This window comes from Streptantibioticus silvisoli (assembly GCF_027947535.2).
Lineage (GTDB): Bacteria > Actinomycetota > Actinomycetes > Streptomycetales > Streptomycetaceae > Streptantibioticus_C > Streptantibioticus_C silvisoli.
This window is the reverse complement of record NZ_JAAGKO020000008.1, coordinates 58,287-78,853: the sequence shown is the minus strand read 5'-3', so window position 1 is coordinate 78,853 and position 20,567 is coordinate 58,287. Positions and strand designations below refer to the sequence as shown.

Annotated in this window: 13 protein-coding genes; 8 read left to right on the top strand and 5 right to left on the bottom strand. The window is 73.9% G+C overall.

The features are described 5' to 3' along the window. Nucleotides 1-151: 151 nt before the first annotated feature. From glgB to POF43_RS08370, 8 genes are all read left to right on the top strand, one after another. Nucleotides 152-2,629 (top strand): 1,4-alpha-glucan branching enzyme, encoded by a 2,478-nt coding sequence (gene glgB / locus POF43_RS08405; RefSeq protein ID WP_372515903.1) that lies wholly within the window; start codon nt 152-154, stop codon nt 2,627-2,629. A 154-nt stretch (nt 2,630-2,783) separates the two neighbouring features. After that, on the top strand, nt 2,784-4,889 hold the full coding sequence (pta, locus tag POF43_RS08400; RefSeq protein ID WP_271312780.1) for a phosphate acetyltransferase: 2,106 nt from the start codon (nt 2,784-2,786) through the stop codon (nt 4,887-4,889). Then, on the top strand, nt 4,886-6,049 hold the full coding sequence (locus POF43_RS08395) for an acetate/propionate family kinase (protein ID WP_271322762.1): 1,164 nt from the start codon (nt 4,886-4,888) through the stop codon (nt 6,047-6,049). The genes pta and POF43_RS08395 overlap by 4 nt, the downstream gene beginning before the upstream one ends. Before the next feature lie 168 nt (nt 6,050-6,217). Further along, nucleotides 6,218-7,648, top strand: coding sequence for a pyruvate kinase (gene pyk / locus POF43_RS08390; protein ID WP_271312778.1), 1,431 nt, complete (start codon nt 6,218-6,220; stop codon nt 7,646-7,648). 169 nt (nt 7,649-7,817) lie between these two features. After that, nucleotides 7,818-9,050: a hypothetical protein gene (locus tag POF43_RS08385; protein WP_271322761.1), complete on the top strand. Its 1,233-nt coding sequence runs from the start codon at nt 7,818-7,820 to the stop codon at nt 9,048-9,050. Nucleotides 9,051-9,158: 108 nt separating this feature from the next. Continuing rightward, nucleotides 9,159-10,238 carry a mannose-1-phosphate guanylyltransferase gene (manB, locus tag POF43_RS08380; protein ID WP_271322760.1) on the top strand — a complete coding sequence of 360 codons (1,080 nt, stop codon included), beginning with the start codon at nt 9,159-9,161 and terminating at the stop codon, nt 10,236-10,238. Between the two features lie 46 nt (nt 10,239-10,284). Beyond that, nucleotides 10,285-11,115, top strand: a complete 831-nt coding sequence (locus POF43_RS08375; protein WP_372515902.1) for a polyprenol monophosphomannose synthase — start codon at nt 10,285-10,287, stop codon at nt 11,113-11,115. Beyond that, nucleotides 11,099-12,703: a hypothetical protein gene (locus POF43_RS08370; protein ID WP_271312775.1), complete on the top strand. Its 1,605-nt coding sequence runs from the start codon at nt 11,099-11,101 to the stop codon at nt 12,701-12,703. The genes POF43_RS08375 and POF43_RS08370 overlap by 17 nt, the downstream gene beginning before the upstream one ends. Nucleotides 12,704-12,786: 83 nt before the next feature. Here POF43_RS08370 and POF43_RS08365 read toward each other — a convergent pair whose 3' ends face one another. The 5 genes from POF43_RS08365 to POF43_RS08345 form a co-directional block, all read right to left on the bottom strand. Next, nucleotides 12,787-14,466 carry a glycosyltransferase family 2 protein gene (locus POF43_RS08365; protein WP_271322759.1) on the bottom strand — a complete coding sequence of 560 codons (1,680 nt, stop codon included), beginning with the start codon at nt 14,464-14,466 and terminating at the stop codon, nt 12,787-12,789. 50 nt (nt 14,467-14,516) lie between these two features. Next, a complete protein-coding gene (locus tag POF43_RS08360) occupies nt 14,517-16,754 on the bottom strand; it encodes a bifunctional glycosyltransferase/CDP-glycerol:glycerophosphate glycerophosphotransferase (RefSeq protein WP_282704486.1) in 2,238 nt (745 codons plus the stop codon). A 334-nt stretch (nt 16,755-17,088) separates the two neighbouring features. After that, nucleotides 17,089-18,657: a glycosyltransferase family 2 protein gene (locus tag POF43_RS08355; RefSeq protein ID WP_271323637.1), complete on the bottom strand. Its 1,569-nt coding sequence runs from the start codon at nt 18,655-18,657 to the stop codon at nt 17,089-17,091. A 79-nt stretch (nt 18,658-18,736) separates the two neighbouring features. Beyond that, a complete protein-coding gene (locus tag POF43_RS08350) occupies nt 18,737-20,059 on the bottom strand; it encodes a hypothetical protein (RefSeq protein ID WP_271312771.1) in 1,323 nt (440 codons plus the stop codon). After that, complete coding sequence (locus POF43_RS08345) at nt 20,049-20,564, bottom strand: DUF6114 domain-containing protein (RefSeq protein WP_271323636.1); 516 nt, start codon at nt 20,562-20,564, stop codon at nt 20,049-20,051. Before POF43_RS08345 ends, POF43_RS08350 begins: the two co-directional genes overlap by 11 nt. Between the last annotated feature and the right edge of the window lie 3 nt (nt 20,565-20,567).

Genomic DNA, 20,567 nt, shown 5'->3' with positions numbered 1-20,567 from the left:
CGGACCGCGGGCGCCGCCGAAGACCTGCCGGTCCCGAAGAACCCGCCGGCGTCGCCGACGACGCCGACGAAACCGACGACGCCGACGATGCCGACTCCGACTGCGACCGCTGACCTGCGACCCTCGACCTCCGACCTGGAAGGACCCCACCGTGACTGCGCGTGAACCCTCGCACCCCGCACCCGGCCGCCCGGCGCCGCCGGCCGGCATGCGGTCGGAGGCCGACGCCCGCGGATACGGCGACGGGAGCCGGCCGGCCGCCTCCGGTTCGGCGCCGCGCCGGGACGTGACGGTGCCGGGCACGTTCCGCCCGGCCCCCGCCACGCCGCCGACCGGCTCCGGCGGTCGCGGTTCCGGAGGTCCCGGCTCAGGCGGTCCCGGCTCGGGCGGTCTGGCCGGCTCCGGGGCCGGCGGGCCCGGGGCCGGCGGGGTGCGGGCGGCTTCGGCGGTGGAGCGGCACGACCGCGAGCTGCTGCTGGCCGGCGCCCACCACGACCCGCACGGCGTGCTGGGGGCGCATCCGGTGCCCGGCGGGATCGCGGTGCGGGTGCTCAAGCCGTACGCGCGGGCGGTGACGGTGGAGGCGCCGGGGGTGCGGCAGGCGCTGCACGACGACGGCGACGGGCTGTTCTCCGGGGTGCTGCCGCTGCGGGAGGTGCCGGCGTACCGGCTGTCGGTCGGCTACGAGGGCGAGGAGGTCGCCGAGGACGATCCGTACCGGCTGCTGCCGTCGCTGGGCGAGCTGGACCTGCACCTGATCGGTGAGGGCCGGCACGAGGAGTTGTGGAAGGCGCTGGGCGCGCAGGTCATGGAGCACCAGGGCCTGGCCGGCACCCGGTTCTCGGTGTGGGCGCCGAACGCGCGCGGGGTGCGGGTGGCCGGCGACTTCAACTACTGGGACGGCACCGGGTACCCGATGCGGTCGCTGGGCTCGTCCGGGGTGTGGGAGCTGTTCGTGCCCGGCGTCGGCGACGGCGCGCTGTACAAGTTCGACATCCTGACCCAGGACGGCGAGCGGCGGATGAAGGCCGACCCGATGGCCCGGCGCACCGAGGTGCCGCCGGCCACCGCGTCGGTGGTGACCGCCTCGCACCACGCGTGGCACGACCAGGCGTGGATGGCGCACCGCGGCGACCGGCCGCCGCACCAGGCGCCGATGTCGGTCTACGAGGTCCATCTGCCGTCCTGGCGACCGGGACTGACGTACCGTCAGCTCGCGGAGCAGCTGACCGCCTACGTGCGGGACCTGGGCTTCACGCATGTGGAGCTGATGCCGGTGGCCGAGCACCCGTTCGGCGGCTCGTGGGGCTACCAGGTCACCTCGTACTACGCGCCGACGTCCCGGATGGGCACCCCGGACGACTTCCGCTTCCTGGTCGACGCGCTGCACCGGGCCGGGATCGGGGTGATCCTGGACTGGGTGCCGGCGCACTTCCCCAAGGACGACTGGGCGCTGGCCCGGTTCGACGGGCAGCCGCTGTACGAGCACGCCGACCCGCGGCGCGGCGAGCACCCGGACTGGGGGACGCTGGTCTTCGACACCGGGCGCGACGAGGTGCGCAACTTCCTGGTGGCCAACGCGGTGTTCTGGTGCGAGGAGTTCCACATCGACGGGCTGCGGGTGGACGCGGTCGCCTCGATGCTCTACCGCGACTACTCGCGCGGCCCCGGCCAGTGGACGCCGAACGAGCGCGGCGGGCGGGAGGACCTGGAGTCGGTGGCGTTCCTTCAGGAGATGAACGCCACGGTCTACCGGCGCTGCCCCGGGGTGGTGACGATCGCCGAGGAGTCGACCGCGTGGGACGGGGTGACCCGGGCGACCCACCACACCGGCCCGACCGGCTTCGGCGGGCTGGGCTTCGGCCTGAAGTGGAACATGGGCTGGATGCACGACACGCTCGACTACCTGTCGCACGACCCGGTGCACCGCGAGCACCACCACGGCGGGCTGACGTTCTCCATGGTGTACGCGTACTCGGAGAACTACGTGCTGCCGATCTCGCACGACGAGGTGGTGCACGGCAAGGGCTCGCTGGTGATGAAGATGCCGGGCGACTGGTGGCAGCAGCGGGCCACCGCCCGGGCGTACCTGGGCTACATGTGGGCGCATCCGGGCAAGCAGCTGCTGTTCATGGGACAGGAGTTCGCGCAGGGTGCGGAGTGGTCGCACGAGCGCGGCCCGGACTGGTGGCTGCTGGACGAGACGTATCCGGCGGCCGGTGACCACCGCGGCGTGCGGGACCTGGTGCGGGACCTGAACACCGCCTACGCCGGCACCCCGGCGCTGTGGGCGCTGGACACCGATCCGGCCGGGTTCTCCTGGATCGACTCCGACGCCGCCGAGGCCAACGTGATCGCCTTCGCCCGCCTGGACGCCGACGGGCGCCCGCTGGTGTCGGTCACCAACTTCTCCCCCGTCGTGCGCCGCCCGTACCGCGTCGGCGTCCCGGCCGGCCCGGCCGGCTGGCGCGAGGTGCTCAACACCGACGACACCCGCTACGGCGGCGGCGGCCTGACCAACGCGGGCGTCCTGCGGCCGGCGGACATCGCCTGGAACGGCCGCCCCGCGAGCATCGAGGTGACCCTCCCGCCGCTGTCCACGGTGTGGCTGGTCCCGGCGCGCGACTGAGGCCGCCGCACGCCGCACGCGGGGCCGGGCGGGCGGTGCCGGGCGGACGGGGGTGTCGCCCGCCGGTGCGCGCCCGGCCGGTCCGCGCGGCGTGAGAGGTTGGGGCGGCGGGCCGCCGGGGCCCGTGCGGGGCGACGGCGAAGGACGGTCACGGGTGGCACGCAGCGTGTACGTGACGGGGATCGGGCGGGGGGACGGCCGGCAGGTCGTGGAGCTGGGGGTGATGGAGCTGCTGACCCGGCGGGTGGACCGGGTCGGGATCTTCCGGCCGCTGAGCCACGACGACGGCCCCGACCGGCTCTTCCAGCTGCTGCGGGCCCGCTACCGGCTCGCCCAGGACCCGGCCGGCGCGGTCGGCGTCGGCTACGCGGAGGCCGCCCGGGTGCAGGCCGAACGCGGGACGGACGAACTGGTGGAGCTGCTGGTCGGCCGCTTCCACCAGGTCGCGGCGGACTACGAGGTGGTCCTGGTGCTGGGGTCGGACTTCCACGACACCCAGCTGCCGGACGAGCTGGCGCTCAACGCGCGGCTGGCCAACGAGTTCGGCGCCGCCGTCCTGCCGGTCGTCGGCGGTTCCGGGCAGGACGCCGACTCGGTGGCCGCCGAGGTCAGCAACGCGCTGCGGGCCTTCACCGCCCAGGGCTGCGACGTGCTGGCGATGATCGCCAACCGGGTGCCGCCGGAACAGGCCGGCCGGGCCCGTGAGCTGCTGGAGGGCCGGCTGGGGGTGCCGGCCTGGGTGCTGCCGGAGGAGCCGTCGCTGTCGGCGCCGACCGTGGCGCAGGTGGTGCAGGCGCTGGACGCCACCGTGCTGGAGGGCGACGAGGCGGGGCTGGCCCGCAACGTGCTGGACTTCGTCTTCGGCGGCGCGATGCTGCCGGCGTTCCTGCCCGCGCTCACCGCGGGCTGCCTGGTGGTCACCCCCGGCGACCGCGCCGACCTGATCATCGGATCGCTGGCCGCGCACTCCGCGGGGGCGCCGTCGATCGCCGGGGTGCTGCTCACCCTGGACGAGCGCCCCACCCGGGACGTGCTGGCGCTCGCCGCCCGGCTGGCCCCCGGCACCCCGGTGCTGGCGGTGCCCGGCGGCTCGTTCCCGACCGCGGCGGAGCTGTTCACCCTGGAGGGCAAGCTGACCGCGGCCACCCCCCGCAAGGCGGAGACCGCGCTCGGGCTGTTCGAACTGCACGTGGACGCCGCCGAGTTGACCGAACGGCTGTCGGTGTCGCGCGGCACGCGCGTCACGCCGATGATGTTCGAGCACGACCTGCTGGAACGCGCCCGCTCCGACCGCCGGCACGTCGTGCTGCCCGAGGGCACCGAGGAGCGCGTGCTGCGCGCCGCCGAGGTGCTGCTGCGCCGCAACGTCTGCGACCTGACGCTGCTGGGCGACGAGGGCGCGATCCGCCGCCGGGCCGGTGAACTGGGCCTGGCCCTGGGCCTGGACGAGGTACCGGAGACCGGCGCGGTGGCGCGGATCGTGGACCCGCAGACCTCGCCGCTGCGCGACACGTTCGCCGAGCGGTACGCGCAGCTGCGCGCCCACAAGGGCATGACGGTGGAACTCGCCCACGACGTGGTCGCCGACGTCTCCTACTTCGGCACGCTGATGGTCGCCCAGGGCCTGGCCGACGGCATGGTCTCCGGCGCCACGCACTCCACCGCGGCGACCATCCGCCCCGGGTTCGAGGTCATCAGGACCTCGCCGGGCGCCTCCATCGTCTCCTCGGTGTTCTTCATGTGCCTGGCCGACCGGGTGCTGGTCTACGGCGACTGCGCGGTCAACCCCGACCCGGACGCCGGCCAGCTGGCCGACATCGCCGTGCAGTCCGCCGCCACCGCCGCCGCGTTCGGCGTCGAACCGCGGATCGCGATGCTGTCGTATTCCACCGGCACCTCCGGCAGCGGCGCCGACGTCGACAAGGTCCGGCGGGCCACCGAGCTGGTGCGCGAACTGCGCCCCGACCTGCTGGTGGACGGGCCGATCCAGTACGACGCCGCGGTGGACCCGGCGGTGGCCGCCGCGAAGATGCCCGGCTCGCCGGTCGCCGGACGGGCCACCGTGCTGATCTTCCCCGACCTCAACACCGGCAACAACACCTACAAGGCCGTGCAGCGCTCGGCCGGCGCGGTCGCCATCGGCCCGGTCCTTCAGGGGCTGCGCAAGCCGGTCAACGACCTGTCGCGCGGCGCGCTCGTGCCCGACATCATCAACACCGTGGCCATCACCGCGATCCAGGCCCAGGAGGCCACCCGATGACCGGCACCACCCCCGCCGCCGACCACGTGCTGGTCCTCAACGCGGGCTCCTCGACGCTGAAGTACCAGCTGGTCGACATGGCCGACGGCTCGCGGCCGGCCCGCGGCGTCGTGGAGCGGATCGGCGCCGACGGCGGCCCGGCCGACCACACCCGGGCGCTGCACGAGGTGGCGGACCGGCTGGCGGCGGACGGCCACGGGCTGGACTCGCCGCGGCTGGCCGCCATCGGCCACCGGGTGGTGCACGGCGGCACCACCTACACCGCGGCGACGCTGGTCACCGACGAGGTGGAGGCCGGCATCGAGGCGCTGGCGCCGCTCGCGCCGCTGCACAACCCGGTCAACCTGCGGCAGATCCGGGTGGCCCGCGAGGTGCGGCCCGACCTGCCGCAGGTCGCGGTCTTCGACACCGCCTTCCACGCCACGCTGCCGCAGGCCGCCGCCCGGTACGCCATCGACCGCGGCGTCGCCGACCGCTACGGGGTGCGCCGCTACGGCTTCCACGGCACTTCGCACTCCTACGTCTCGCGGGCCACCGCCCGGCTGCTGGGCCGCGCGGTGCAGGAGGTCAACGTCATCGTGCTGCACCTGGGCAACGGCGCCTCGGCGTCCGCGGTGCGCGGCGGGGTGTGCGTGGAGACCTCGATGGGGCTGACGCCGCTGGAGGGGCTGGTGATGGGCAGCCGCTCCGGCGACCTGGACCCGGCGGTGCCGCTGCACCTGGCCCGGGTCGCCGGGATGTCCACCGACGAGATCGACCGGCTGCTCAACAACCGCGGCGGCCTGCTGGGCCTGTGCGGCGACAACGACATGCGCGAGGTGGTGCGCCGGTCCGCCGCCGGCGACCCGGACGCCCGGCTGGCCTTCGACGTCTACGTCCACCGGCTGCGCAAGTACGTCGGCGGCTACCTGGCGGTGCTGGGCGAGACGCACGCCATCGCCTTCACCGCCGGGGTCGGGGAGAACTCCGCCGAGGTGCGTGAGGCGGCCCTGCGGGGACTGGGCCGGCTCGGCGTCGAGTTGGACCCGGTGCGCAACGCGGTGCGGTCCGCCGGGGCCCGGGTGGTCTCCGCCGACGGTTCGCCGACCGCGGTGGCCGTGGTGCCGACCGACGAGGAGTGGGAGATCGCCTCGCAGACCTGGCAACTGGTCCGCGGCTGACGGTCCCGGCAAGGCCGGCGCGCGGCCGCTCGGTTGAGGGGCCGCGCGCTCCCCTGTTATCACACCGGTCCCGGTTGCGGGGTGCTTGAGCGGCGCATGTGATGATGCCCTCAGGGCGTCGACCGGCTAAATTCCGGGCGGGAACAAATCATCGATAGGATCGTCTGCATGCGCCGAGCGAAAATCGTCTGCACCCTGGGTCCGGCTGTCGACTCCTACGACCAGTTGAAGGCACTGGTCGAGGCAGGCATGAACGTGGCCCGTTTCAACTTCAGCCACGGCAGCCACACCGAGCACGAGGAGCGTTACCACCGGGTACGCAAGGTCGCCGAGGAGACCGGCACCGCCATCGGCGTGCTGGCCGACCTCCAGGGCCCGAAGATCCGGCTGGAGACCTTCGCCGACGGACCGGTGGAGCTGGAGGCCGGTGACGAGTTCACCATCACCACCGAGGACGTGCCCGGCGACCGGCACATCTGCGGCACCACCTACAAGGGGCTGCCCGGTGACGTGCGGGTCGACGACCCGGTGCTGATCAACGACGGCAACGTGGCGCTGCGGGTGATCGAGATCGCCGGACCGCAGGTGCGCTGCGTGGTGGTCGAGGGCGGCATCATCTCCGACCACAAGGGCATCAACCTGCCCGGCACCGCGGTCAACGTCCCGGCGCTGTCGGAGAAGGACATCGACGACCTGCGCTTCGCGCTGCGGATGGGCTGCGACATGGTCGCGCTGTCCTTCGTGCGCGACGCCAAGGACGTGCGCGACGTGCACCGCGTGATGGACGAGGAGGGCCGCCGGGTCCCGGTCATCGCCAAGGTGGAGAAGCCGCAGGCGGTCGACAACATGCAGGACGTCGTCGCGGCGTTCGACGCCGTCATGGTGGCCCGCGGCGACCTGGCGGTGGAGTACCCGCTGGAGAAGGTCCCGGTGGTGCAGAAGCGGCTGGTGGAGCTGTGCCGCCGCAACGCCAAGCCGGTCATCGTGGCGACCCAGATGATGGAGTCGATGATCCACGCCTCCCGGCCGACCCGCGCCGAGGCCTCCGACGTGGCCAACGCGATCCTGGACGGCGCGGACGCGGTCATGCTCTCCGCCGAGTCCTCGGTCGGCAAGTACCCGATCGAGACCGTCAAGACGATGTCGCGCATCGTCTGCGCGGCCGAGGAGGAGCTGCTGCGCCGCGGCCTGGAGCCGCTGGCGCCCGGCAAGAAGCCGCGCACCCAGGGCGGCGCGGTGGCCCGCGCGGCCGCCGAACTCGCCGACTTCCTGGACGCCAAGTCCCTTGTCGCCTTCACCCAATCGGGTGACACCGCGCGGCGGCTGGCCCGCTACCGGGTGCCGGTGCCGGTGCTGGCGTTCACCAGCGACGCCGCGACCCGCAACCAGCTGTCGCTCACCTGGGGCGTGCAGACGCACCTGGTCGAGCACGTCGACCACACCGACGCGATGGTCGACCTGGTCGACACCGAGATGCTCAAGCTCAGCGACTACGGGCCGGGCGACACGGTGATCATCACGGCCGGCTCGCCCCCCGGCGTGCCCGGCACCACCAACCTGGTGCGGGTGCACCACCTGGGCGGCGGACACAGCAACTGAACACGCGCGGCGGCGGGTCCCCGGCTTGCGGAAGCCGGCGGCCCGCCGCCGTTCGCGTGGGTCCCGACGATGCCCGTGGGCGTTGTTCGTGGTGGGCGATGAACCCGCGGCCGTGGTTTCGTCTCTTACGTAGTGACGCGTCCCCGCCCATGCCCGGAGTCCCCGTTCCATGATCAGCACCGCCCCGCCCGGCCCCCGCAGTTCGCCGGAGAGCACGACCGTGCCGGGCCCGGCCGGCTGGCGCGACCGCGTCGCCGGCGCCGTCCGCCGCGACGAGGTGACGATCCGCTTCGACCGCCGGCAGGCGGCCACCGCGGCGGCGGTCTACCTCGGGGTCGCGGCCATAGGTTTCACCCTGCTGATGGTGATCACCCGTCACATGGGCTACCCGGCCGCGCACGTGCTGCGCCGCTGGGACAGCGGCAACTACCTGGCGATCGCCCGGTACGGCTACCCGCAGCGGCTGGCCTTCCGGCCGGACGGCACGCCGGTGTGGTCGACGCTGGCGTTCTTCCCGCTGGTGCCCGCGCTCATCCGCACCGTGCACCTGACCGGCCTGTCCTTCCCCGTCGCGGGCGTGGTGGTCTCCTGGGCCGCCGCGACCGTCGCCGCCGCGGGCGTGCACACCCTGGTCGGCTCGATCGCCGGCCGCCGGGTCGGCTACGCCTGCGTGGGGCTGTGGGCGGCCTCCCCGTACGCGTTCGCGCTGTGGGTGCCGTACTCCGAAGGCTGCTTCACCGCCGCCCTGGTGTGGGCGCTGATCGCGGTGGTGGCGCGGCGCTGGGTGGCGGCGGGGGCGCTGACCGCGCTGGCCGGCGCGATGCGGCCGACCGCCGCGGTGCTGCTCGGGGTCATGGTGGTGTGCGCCGGCTGGGCGCTGCTGCGGCGCCGGGACGGCTGGCGGCCGTGGGCCGGGCTGGCGCTGGCGCCGACCGGGCTGCTGTTCAGCTGGCTGTACATCGGCGCCCAGGTCGGCCGGCTGGACGGCTGGTTCGAGGCGGAGAAGGCGTGGGGCCAGTCGTTCGACTTCGGCCTGGGCACCGCGCACTTCCTGAAGCTGGTGACGCTCTACCGGCGCGACGCCGACATCCGCTACGGCGCGGTGCTGATACTGATCCTGCTGGTGGCCTGCGGGGTGCTGGCGCTGGCGCTGGACCGGCGGGTGCCGTGGGCGATGGTGCTGGCGCTGGCCGGCGCCTGGGCGCTGATGGTCGGCACCCCCGGCTCCCCGCTGTCCAAGCCGCGGTTCATGCTGCCGTTCCTGCCGATCATGCTGCTGTTACTCGCGCGTCCGGTCTCGCGGCTGCCGCGCGTGGTGCAGGGCTGCCTGTACGGGTGCGGGGCGGTGTTCGCCGGGTGGTACGCGGTCGGGCTGCTGATGCTGTTCCGCTGGTCGCCGTGAGGGCGCGGCGGCCCCGGGCGCCTGACGGCTCGTCACGCACGCTAGTATTCACTACCCCCTTGTGCACATTTTAACCGTTTTATCATCTTCGCAATCGAGGTACAGCCCGTGGAAGCGATCCTCCTGGTCGGCGGAAAGGGCTCCCGCCTTCGTCCGGTCACGGAACACACGCCGAAGCCCATGGTCCCGACGGCCGGAGTCCCCTTCCTCGCCCACCAGTTGAGCAGAGCCCGGGCGGCCGGCGTCACGCACGTCGCGCTGGCCACCTCCTACCTGGCGGAGGTCTTCGAACCCTACTTCGGCGACGGTTCCGCGCTGGGCATGCGCATCTCCTACGTCCACGAGCGCGAACCGCTCGGCACCGGCGGCGCGATCCGCAACGCCTCCAAGGCGCTGACCTGCGGACCCGACGAACCGGTGCTGGTCTTCAACGGCGACATCCTCACCGGGCTCGACATCCGCGCCCTGGTCGACGGGCACCGCACGGCCGGCGCCGAGGTCTCGCTGCACCTGACCCGGGTGGAGGACCCCAGCGCCTTCGGCCTGGTGCCCACCGACGCCACCGGCCGGGTGCTGGCGTTCACCGAGAAGCCCGAGCGCCCCGAGGAGATCGTCACCGACCAGGTGAACGCCGGCTGCTACGTCTTCCGGCGGGCCGTCATCGACACCATCGCCGACGGCCGCCCGGTCTCCGTCGAGCGTGAGACGTTCCCCTCGCTGCTGGCGGCCGGCGCGCTGCTGCACGGCGTCGTGGACCAGACGTACTGGCTGGACCTGGGCCGGCCGGCCGCCCTCATCCAGGCCTCCGCCGACCTGGTGCGCGGCGTGGTCGCCTCCCCCGCGCTGCCCGGCCGCGCCGGGGAGAGCCTGGTGCTGCCCGGCGCCGAGGTGGCCGACGGCGCCAAGCTGTCCGGCGGCACCGTGGTCGGCGCCGGCGCCAGGATCGCCCGGGACGCGGTGGTGGACGGCACGGTCGTGCTGGACGGCGCGCGGATCGGGGCCGGCGCCCAGGTGCGCCGCAGCCTGATCGGCGCCGGCGCCCGCGTCGGCGCCCGCACGGTGCTGGACGGCACGGTGATCGGCGACCGGGCCGACGTGGGCGCCGACAACGAACTGCTGGACGGCGTCCGGGTGTGGTGCGAGGCGGTGCTCCCCGCGGCCGCCATCCGCTTCTCCAGCAACTGCTGACCGACTCAGGCGAGTTGACCGATCGCCCCGACAGAGAAGAACCTTGATGAGTGTGACGACCACCCCCCACGCGCCGCAGTCGCCGCCCGCGGCGCTGCGCCGCCCGCACGACCTGCCCGCCGGCTGGGGCGAGACCGCGCTGACCGTGGTGATGCCCACGTACAACGAGGCCGAGAACCTGCCGAGGATGGCCGAGGCACTGCTGGCCCTCCCGCTGCCCGGCCTGCGGCTGCTGGTGGTGGACGACAACAGCCCGGACGGCACCGGTGAGGTGGCCGAGGAGCTGGCGGCCCGCCACAACACCGCCGACCGCACCCGGGTGACGGTGCTGCACCGCACCGTCAAGGACGGGCTGGGCCGGGCCTACGCGGCCGGCATGGACCAGGCGGTCGCCGAGGGCGCCCGGTACGTGCTCCAGATGGACGCCGACGGCAGCCACCCGGTGGAGTACGTGGCGCAGATGCTCGGCACCGCGCTGGCCACCGGCGCCGGCGTCGTGATCGGCAGCCGCTACGTGGCCGGCGGCCGGCTCGCCGAGGAGTGGGGCGCGCACCGCAAGCTGCTGTCGCGCTGGGCCAACGGCTACGTCAGCGCGGTACTGCGCACCGGACTGCGGGACGTGACCGCCGGGTTCGCCATGTGGCGGGCCGACACGGTCACCGCGATGCGTCTGTCGCAGGTGCGCTCCAGCGGCTACAGCTTCCAGGTGGAGCTGAAGTTCCAGGCGGTGCGCGCCGGTTACACCGTCGTCGAGGTCCCGATCCACTTCGAGGAGCGGCAGATCGGCATGTCGAAGATGACGCTGGCGGTGCAGCTGGAGTCGGCGCTGCTGCCCTGGCGCATGCGATGGGACGCGGCCCGTGCCCGCCGTCACTGAGACCGGGCCGACCGACCCGACCCCGGCCGCCGGGGCGGGCGGCGGCAGACCGGGCGGCATATCGCGCCGGCCGCTGGAGTCCTGGCGACGCTGGCGGCGGGCGGGGCTGGCGTACCGCGCGGCGTGGCTCTGCGCGCTGGTGGTGGTCGCGCTGCTGGCGCTGATGGTGGTGCGGCTGCCGTGGGTGGGGGACCTGGGCATCCACGCGGCCACCCTGCAACGGCTGCGGCACAGCCTGACGTCGCCCGGCGACCCGCTGGTCGACTCCGACGTACCGAGCCCGTACTACTCGCCGTGGATGCTGCTGCTGGCGGTGGCCGGCCGGATCGGCGGGCTGAGCGTCTTCGCCACCTTGCACCTGGCGGCGGCCGTCGACCTGGTGCTGCTGGTCACCGGGGTGCGGCGGTTCGTGCGCACCCTGACCACCCGGCCGGCCGCGGTGCCGCTGGCGCTGCTGACGGTGACGCTGCTGTACGGCTGGCAGCTGTTCACCTGGAGCGGCTTTCCCGGCATGACGTCGCTGGCGCTGTGCCTGGCCTACCCCAGCACCTTCGCCATGGGCGCCGCCTTCCACCTGTGGGCGCTGGCCCGGCAGGCGCTGGCCCGCGACTGGGGGCTGCCCGGCTGGCTGGGCCTGGGGCTGGGCCTCGCGCTGATCCTGCTGAGCCACCAGTTCACCGGCGTCGTCACGGTCTTCGGCCTGATCGGTGTGGTGGCCGGTGCCCGCCCGTGGCCGCCGCGGGCGGTGTGGCTGCGGATCGCGGCGGGGGTGGCGCTGTGCGCGGTGATCCTGCTGGTGTGGCCGTACTACTCCTTCTTCGGCCTGCTGGGCGTCGGCGGCCTGGACGCGGTGCACAAGCCGCTGTACGCCCACCTGGTGGGCCGCTTCGGGCTGCTGGTGCTCGGGGTGGCGGCGCTGGCGCTGCGGCTGCGGCGCGACCGGCGTGATCCGCTGGTCATCATGTTCGCGCTCGGCGCGGTGGTCTACGCGGCGGGCGGGATCAGCGGCCACTACGCGCTGGGCCGGGTGCTGCCGGCGCTGTTCTTCCCGGCGCAGATAGCGCTGGCCGTCGAGGCGGCCGACGGGCGCGAGAAGCTGGTGCGCACCGTGCTGGCGCCGCTGGCCGCGGTGGGCCTGCTGGTGGGCTGCTGGGCGCAGGCCGGGACGCTGTCGTACGTGCTGCGGCCGGCCGCGATCCCGCCGGTGCTACGGGACGCGCCGACCCAGCACGCCTGGAGCACGTACTCCTGGGTGCGGCCGTACGTGCGCTACGGCGACGTCGTCATGACGGCGGACTTCCGGGCGCTGCGGCAGACGCCGGCGTACGGCGGTTACACCGTCGAGCCCGGCTGGCCGGACTTCTTCCTGCCCGACCAGGCGGCGCGGATCGCCGACACCAAGCGCTACTTCGCGGCCGGCACCTCCCGGGCGCAACGGCTGGCGCTGCTGCGCGAGTACCACGTGCGGTGGGTCATCGAGACCCGTGGGCGGGCCGGCGGTCCGGCCACGGACGACCCGGCGCTGCGCGAGACGGCGCACGGGCCGCACGGCGAGGTGCTGCTGCGGGTGGTGGCCAAGGGCGGCTGACCGGCTCCGGCCGGCCGGTGGAGCGATGCTGAGGGGGCCGCGGGTGCGGCCCCCTCAGCGTTGTCGTCGGTTCACCGGCGCGGTCAGCGGGTCAGGCCGCGCACCAGTCCGCGCACCCGGCGCACCCCGGGGCCGGCGATGCGGCGCAGGGCGGGCAGGTGGGGTTCGGCCCTGGCCAGCAGTCCGGCGCGTTCCCACACCACCTGGATGCGGCCGGCGCCGTGCCCCTCCGGCTCGACGGTGACCTGGTGCTCGGCCATGCCGTGGTGGTAGCCGACGGTGCGGCTGAGCCGGGGGAAGTCCAGCGGGGCGAGCAGCAGCCCGGTGCGGTGCCGGCGGTGCTGGGTGATCGCCAGCACCGGGTGCCGCAGGCCGGCGAAGCCGTGCGGTGGCATGGGGACGCCGGCCAGGTCGACGGTGACGCTGCCCTCGAAGACGCCGGGGCGCACCGGGTCGAGCCGGAAGGAGGTGCTCAGCCGCTTGCGGCCGGGCGCGAGGTGCACGGTGGCGACGACCGGGCCCATCGGCAGCTGGCTGCCCGGGTCGTAGGTGCGCAGCGCGAGCGTCATCCGGGCACCGGGGCCGGGGGTGACGGAGAGGACCTCGTGGCGCAGCAGCGCGGTGCGGAACGGCCGGTCGCGCAGCTCCAGGTCGGTGATCTCCAGCTCGCGGGCCGAGTCGGGGTCGGCGGGCACGAACGGCCCCCAGTAGACGCGGCCCTCGGAATCCTCGGTGACCTCCCGCGGTGCGACGTCGCGGCCCATGCCGCGGGCGGCGAGCTGCGCCTCCTCGTAGCGGCCGTCGCGCACCAGCCGGATGACGACGCGCTGGTCGCGCGGCAGGCGTTCGAACGCCTCCTGGGCGAGGGTGCGCAGGTAGGGGGTGGTCTCGTCGGCGAACTGCTTGATCCACGCCGGGGTGCGGTACGGCAGGTCGCCGCAGTAGAGCTTCAGGTCGTGCTTGAGGAACTTGAAGTCCTTGTCGGCCTTGATGTCGTGGTGGCCGCTGTCGTCGAGGAAGGCGTCGATGAGCCGGGCGACGTTGACCCGGTCGCGGACGTTCTCGATGCGGTGGCGCTGGTTGGAGATGGTGGCGGCCTGCTCCGACTCGTACGGCGCGAAGTAGTACCGGTAGACCGCAGTGGTGGTGATGGCGAAGGAGCGGGCCAGGCAGTAGGCCTGCGCGGAGAACAGCTGGTCCTCGTAGTGGATGCCCAGCGGGAAGCGCAGCGCGTGCCGGTCGATGAAGGAGCGGCGGTACATCTTGTTGGTCGACAGGTGCTCGAAGAGCATCCCGGGTTCCTCGCGGATGCCGTGCACCGTGCGGTCGTGCTCGAACAGGTGCGGGAACCAGGCGGAGACCGTCCCGGTGTCGGTGCGCACCCGTTCCACCGCGCCCATGGCGAAGTCGGTGCCGGGGTCGGCGTCCAGCAGGTCGCGCAGCGTCTCCAGGGCGTTGTCGGGCAGTTCGTCGTCGCTGTCGAGGAACATCAGGTAGGGCGCGCGGGCCAGTTCGATGGCGGCGTTGCGCGGCGCGCTGCACCCGCCGCTGTTCCGCTCCAGCCGGTGGTAGACGATCCGCTCGTCACTGGCCGCCAACTCCCGTGCCACTTCAGGGGTGTTGTCGGTGGAGTGGTCGTCGCTGATGATGATCTCGATGTTGTCCACGGTCTGCGCGAGCAGCGAGCGCACCGCGCGCGGCAGTCGCTCGGCGTCGTTGTAGACGATCACGGTGACGGTGACTTCGGGGGCCGCCATGGCCATGAATCCTCCGGTCAGGGAACGTACGGCGGTGCGGCCCCGCGCTGCGGGCTTCATCCGATCGGGGTGGCGTGCTCGGCGCCGGTCGCGGCGGGGGCGGGCGCGGGTGCGGGGGTGCGGTGCTCGACCGGCACGACCGCGGGGGTGTCCGGCTCGCCGAGGAAGACGTGGCGCACGACGCGTTCGGCGGCGTGCCCGTCGTCGAAGGCGCAGAACCTGCGGCGGAACGCGGCCCGCCGGCTGGCGGCCTGTTCGTCGCGCCAGGCGTCGCCGAGGAAGACGGCTTCCAGCTCGTCCTGGTTGCGGGCGACCGCGCCGGGGGCGTGCTCGGTGAGGTCGAAGTAGACGCCGCGGGTGACGGCGTAGGTCTCCCAGTCGTCGGCGTAGACCACGATGGGGCGGTCGAGGTTGGCGTAGTCGAACATCACCGAGGAGTAGTCGGTGATGAGCGCGTCGCAGGCCAGGCCGAGCTCCTCGACCGATTCGTAGCCGGAGACGTCGATGATGGCGCCGCGCCGGTGCAGTTCCTCCAGCGGGGAGGCGCCGCGGTCGTAGAAGTAGTGGCCGCGTACCAGCAGGGTGACGTCGTCGCCGAGCACCCGGGACAGGCGTTCGAGGTCCAGCCGCGGGGTCCAGCCGGCCTCGTAGTCGCGGTGGGTGGGGGCGTAGAGCACGGCGGTGCGGCCGGGGGCGATGCCCAGCCGCTCGCGCAGCCGGCGGACGTCCTCGGCGGTGGCGGTGTAGTAGACGTCGTTGCGCGGGTAGCCGTAGTCGAGCGAGGTGAACGGCACCGGGTAGGCGCGGGCCCAGGTCTCGGTGGAGTGCGGGTTGGCGGAGACGCTGTAGTCCCAGCGCGCGCAGCGCTCCAGCAGCGCGTCGTAGTCGACGCCGCGGGAGGTGGCCGGGAACGGGATCTGGTCGATGCCCATCCGCTTGAGCGGGGTGCCGTGGTGGGTCTGGACGTGGATGGTCCCGGTCCGCTTCACGAGTGAGTCGGGGAAGTTCACGTTGTTGACGAAGTACTTGGCCCGCGCCATCACGCTCCAGTAGCGGCGCGAGCCGGGCACCACGTGGTCGGTGCCGGGCGGCAGCAGCGGCACGTCGCGGCCGCGCACCACCCACACCTGCCGGATGTGCGGGGCGAGTTCGGCGAGCTTGGCGGAGATCGCGCCGGGGCTGCACGCCACGCCGCGGTCCCAGTAGGCGGAGAAGACCGCGAGGTCCTCCTCGACGGGGTGGCGCAGCTGCTCGCGGTAGACGCCGTCCTTGACCACCGCGGCGGCCTTGCGCTTGGCCTTGACCGCGAGTCCGCGCACGCCGCGCCGCTTGCGGTTGGCACTGGTGAACGCCCGGTAGGCGGGGTATGAGCCGCGTTCCAGCAGGGCGTGGCGCACGCCGTTGAGGTCGGCGGGGCGCCGGTAGCCGGCCGGCTTGTGGCTGGTGAAGTGGGCGGCGGTGAGCCGGAAGTAGTCGGCGTGCTCGCGGTCGTCGAGCGTGGTGCCGTCGAGGACCTTGAGCATCCGGCGGGTCAGCGCGTTGAAGACCAGCGTCCGCTGTTCGGGGCGGGCCTGGAGCCGGTCCATCAGGGCGGCGAGGTGGTCGTGGGTGGCGAACAGCGTGAACGGGTCGTCGTCGGCGGGGCCGGCGTCCGGTTCGGTGCGCATCAGCACGATCTCGTCGAGGATCGCGACCCGTTCGGCGGCCAGCAGCAGGCCGATGGCGGGCAGTGCCTCGCCGGGGCCCTCCGCGGTGAACAGCTCGCGGTGCGCGGCCCGGAAGCCGGAACGCACCAGCCGGTTGGCGAGCACCGGGTTGAGGTTGAGCAGTTCGGGGTGGGTGCGGGCGCTGACCACGGCACGGCCGGGGCCGGCGAACAGCTTGCCGTCGCCGCTGGGGGCCGGCGGGTTGCGCCAGTGGATCCGCACGTGGTCGAGCAGGACCAGGTCGGGCTCACCGGTCTCGGCGGCGCGGCGGGCCAGCGCGGCGAGCGCGCCGGGCGCCAGCCGGTCCAGGCCGTCGAGGAACAGCAGGTAGTCGCCGGTGGCCGCCCGGGCCCCGGCGTCCATCGCGGCGGCGGGCATGAGCGGCCGCGGCAGGTGGACGGCGGTGACCCGGTCGCGGGCGGCGTACTCGTCGGCGATGGCGCGCGTGCCGTCGGTCGAGCCGTTGTCGACGCAGACCACCTGGACGTCCGGTCCGCCCGCTCCGGGGTCGGCGAGGACGCTGTCGAGGCATTCCCGGAGGTGGCCCTGCGCGTCGCGGGCCGTGACGATGACGGTGAACGTGGTCATGAGGTGAACTGTCCTTTAAGGGGACGCGGTGATTACGGAGCGGGACCGGTCGGGTGTGTTGCGTGAGATCCGGTGCCGGAATCCTACGCCAGGGCGTGGTGCGGCCGTGTTTGTCCACGCGGCGCGCTGCCGCGTTGTAGGACGGGATGCGGGGGGCCCGGGTTCCAGTCCGCGCGGAGGGATTCAGCCGATTCCGTGGTGCCGCCCCCGCGCCACGCGCCGGTGGCGTACCGTCCGCCCGGCGTTCACCCGGGCGGCCCTGCGGCCGGCGTTCACCTGCCCGGCCGTCCGCCGGGCGGCCGGTCCCGGCGCGCGGCCGGGACCGGGCGGTCCGTCAGCGGCCGAGCCGGCGGCGGACCACCGACAGCGCGCCGCGCAGGGCCGGGGCCAGCCGCAGCGCGAGGGCGCCGTCGGCGGTGGCGTAGGGCTGGGCCAGCAGGGCGCCGCCGCGCAGGGTGGGTACGACGGTGCGGCGCAGGCCCTTGCGGACCGCGTGCGGCACGGTTTCGACGCTTTCGCCGTCGGCGCAGCGCACCACGACAGCCACGTCGCGGGTGGCCAGCGGGCCGGCCAGCAGGGCGGGCAGGTCGAGCGAGACCCGCGCGTCCCAGCCGCCGCCGGCGGCGGTGAGCGCGGCGGTGCGGCGCTGGAGCACCGAGCCGTCGGTGCGGTCGCGGATCTCGACGTCGGCGGTGAGCGGGCGGGCGGCGGCGAGCCGGCCGTACAGGTCGTGCACCCGCAGGGTGAGCCGGGCCCGGGTGGCGCCGGTCTCCAGCGCGGCCTCGACGGTGAGCGGGAGCCGGTCGACCGGCGCGGTCACCAGGTCCTCCAGCGCGACCTGCGGCAGGTCCTGGCTCCACACCGGTTCGGCGGCGTAGGGCGGCAGCAGGCGCGGCGGGCGGGCGGCGAGCGCGGCCAGCCGGGGCAGGTCGCGCGGCTGGTCGGCGGCGAGCACCACGCCGGCGATCACCCGGGCCGGCGCGGTGGTGGCGGCCAGGTCGGCGGCGTCGAAGCCGGCCAGGTACTCGCGGGTCAGCCGCCACCACTCGCGGCGGTACTCCGGGCCGCGGGCGCCCAGTTCGCGGACGTACATCCGCACCGAGCGGTCCAGGAAGCCGGCCCGGGCGGCGCGGACCAGGGCCTTGTTGCCGACCTCGGTGTGGATGGCGACGACCTGGCGGTGCGCCTCGACGCGGGCCCGCCAGTTCTCCACCCCGGAGCGGTCCAGCGAGATCGACAGCTGCTTGGCGGAGCGCCGTACGTGCCAGACGTAGACGGTGTCGGTGATCAGCGCGACCCGGGGGGCGGCGGCCTGGACGCGGGCGGTGAAGACGAAGTCCTCGTAGACGAACTTCCCGTCGGGGAAGGCGATGGCGTGCTCGCGCAGGAAGCCGGTGCGGTAGAGCTTGTTGACGCACAGGGTGTCCTCGGCCAGCCGCGGGTCGTCGGCGGGGCGGGCGATCACGGCGGCTGCCTCGTGCAGTTCGGGCCGCCAGGGCGTCTCGCGGCCGTCGGGCAGTTCGCGGCGCACGCACAGCCCGGCGGTGACGTCGGCGTCGTGGTCGACGGCCGCGGCCAGCAGCGCGTCGACGGCGCCGGGGGGCAGCACGTCGTCGCTGTCGAGGAACATCAGGTACGGGCTGCCGGCGGCGGCGATCCCGTCGTTGCGCGGGGTGCCGCAGCCGCCGCTGTTGGTGGTGCGGCGCACCGCGCGCAGCCGGGGTTCGGCGGCCGCCAGCCGGTCCAGGACGTCGCCGGTGCCGTCGGTGGAGCAGTCGTCGACCGCGACGACCTCGGCGACGGCCGGGCCCTGCGCGAGGGCGGAGGCGACGGCCTCGGTGATGTGGACGGCGTCGTTGTAGCCGATCACCACGACGGTGACGTGGCGGCCTTGAGTCTTCATCGCGCCCAAACTATCGCCCTCACGCCGCCGGGTGGCGCGGTTGCCGGAACGGCTCGGCCGGGCGGCCGGACCGGCCGGGTCAGCCGGGCGTGGAGTAGGCGTGCATGCCCGGGATGGTCAGCGTGCCGCCGAACTGTCCGGCCTGCACGACCGTCACGTCGGTGAAGAACAGCACCGGCAGGGTCAGCGGCGGCGGGCTCTTGGGCGTGAAGTCGATCGGGATCAGCCCGAGCAGGTTGCCCTTGAGTTCCTCGGTGTACAGCGTGACCGTGCCGTTGCGGAAGGTCGAGGTGGAACCGTCGGCCGCCTGGACGTTCTGCAGCGTGTTGTCCGGGCCCTGGACGATCTGGTGCAGGTTCTTGATGTCCAGGCCGCTGACGGTGAACTTCATGACGTCCTTGACCGAACCGTTCTCGGTCTCCACCTTCACGATGCCGTCGTACTGCAGGCCGGTGAGGGTCAGCATGTCCGACTTCAGCGTCCACGGCAGGTTGGGCAGCAGTGCGGGCGTCTGCTCCAGGCCCGCCGCGGCCAGCGCCTTGGCGTTGTACGTCGGGCACGGATAGGGCATGCCGGGGCTGTAGGACGGCGACGGGGTGGCGGTGCCGCCCGGTGTCGCCGACGCGCCCAGACCCTGCGTGAGGCCCTTGGCGGTGCCGCTGACGGTCTTCGGGGAACCGCCGTCCGTACCGCCGCCGGACCCGCTGCCACCGGAACCGCTGCCGCCGGACCCGCCGGTCGTGCCTCCGCCGCTGCCGCCGCTCGACCCGCCGGACCCGCCGGAGCCACCGCTGCCGCCGGTGCCTCCCGGTGTGGTCGGGGTCGTGGTCGGGGTGGCGGACGCGCTGTGCGACGGCGAGGGGGAGGGCGAGGCGGACGGCGACGGGCTGGACCCGCCTCCGCCCAGGATGCCGCCCAGCACACCGCCGAGCAGCCCGCCCAGCAGGCCGCCGGGGTCGGAGTCCGACTGGTCGCTGGCCTGGGTGGCCGTGTGACCGGTCGTCGCCGCCTTGCCGGCCGTCGAGGACTTCGTCGGCAGCGGCACCCGCGGCGTGGACGTGGGTCCGGTCGACGGCAGGCCGCCACCGGTCGTCGGCGACGGCGTCGCGGAGGGCGACGCCGAGGGGGACGACGACGGGGTGCCCTTCTGCGACGGGGTGTCGGAGACGCTGACACAGTGGTCGCCGGAGAAGCTGTTCTTCGCTTCGGCCGCCTGCGCGAGGCGGGGAGTGAGCCCCATGCCCATCAGCACCGCGGTCGGCATGGCGGCCAGGGCTATCGCCTTGCCCGCCGGGACGTGGACGCGGGTGAGCAGTGACTTGCGGGGGGCCGCGTGCCGCGGCCCCGTTCTGAGTTGAGGCGCGCCGCCCTGGTTCTCGGGCTGAGCCTCGTCACCCGGCACTGTGCCTCCCGTTCGTTGACTCTTCGTCCGTGCCGATCCCGGTGGCGGCCGGCTCGTCGCTCACCACGGACGCCGCGGTCCCGTCCGGCACCGCGGAGGCGGTGGCCTTACGGGCCGGCGCCCAGGCGCAGGCGAGACAACCGCCGATCAGGGCCGGCAGGTAACCGATGAGGAAACCGCCGAAGTTGGAGACGACCAGCGACACCAGGCTCAGCAGGATCGCCGCGACTCCGGCGAAGACCCGGGCCGAGGCCTGGAACCACATGGTCAGCCCCAGCACCACCAGCAGTACGCCGATGATCAGCGAACCGGACCCGGCGGTGGTGGCCATGCGCACGGTCAGCGAACCGAGGGTCAGGTGGGCGTAAGGGAAATACATGATCGGCAGCCCGCCCAGCAGTGTCAGCAGACCCGCCCAGAACGGGCGCTGACCGCGCCACGTGCGGAAGGTCCTGCGGCCACTGCCGAATCGGTCACGCAGCCCGGGGATGGACTCGGCGCTCATTGA

Excerpts from the sequence above, each read along its gene's own strand:
- POF43_RS08395 (WP_271322762.1), top strand. The coding sequence starts at position 4,886 with ATGACCGGCACCACCCCCGCCGCCGACCACGTGCTGGTCCTCAACGCG.
- pyk (WP_271312778.1), top strand. The coding sequence starts at position 6,218 with ATGCGCCGAGCGAAAATCGTCTGCACCCTGGGTCCGGCTGTCGACTCC.
- POF43_RS08385 (WP_271322761.1), top strand. The coding sequence starts at position 7,818 with ATGATCAGCACCGCCCCGCCCGGCCCCCGCAGTTCGCCGGAGAGCACG.
- POF43_RS08375 (WP_372515902.1), top strand. The coding sequence starts at position 10,285 with ATGAGTGTGACGACCACCCCCCACGCGCCGCAGTCGCCGCCCGCGGCG.
- POF43_RS08365 (WP_271322759.1), bottom strand. The coding sequence starts at position 14,466 with ATGGCCATGGCGGCCCCCGAAGTCACCGTCACCGTGATCGTCTACAAC.
- POF43_RS08360 (WP_282704486.1), bottom strand. The coding sequence starts at position 16,754 with ATGACCACGTTCACCGTCATCGTCACGGCCCGCGACGCGCAGGGCCAC.
- POF43_RS08355 (WP_271323637.1), bottom strand. The coding sequence starts at position 18,657 with ATGAAGACTCAAGGCCGCCACGTCACCGTCGTGGTGATCGGCTACAAC.
- POF43_RS08345 (WP_271323636.1), bottom strand. The coding sequence starts at position 20,564 with ATGAGCGCCGAGTCCATCCCCGGGCTGCGTGACCGATTCGGCAGTGGC.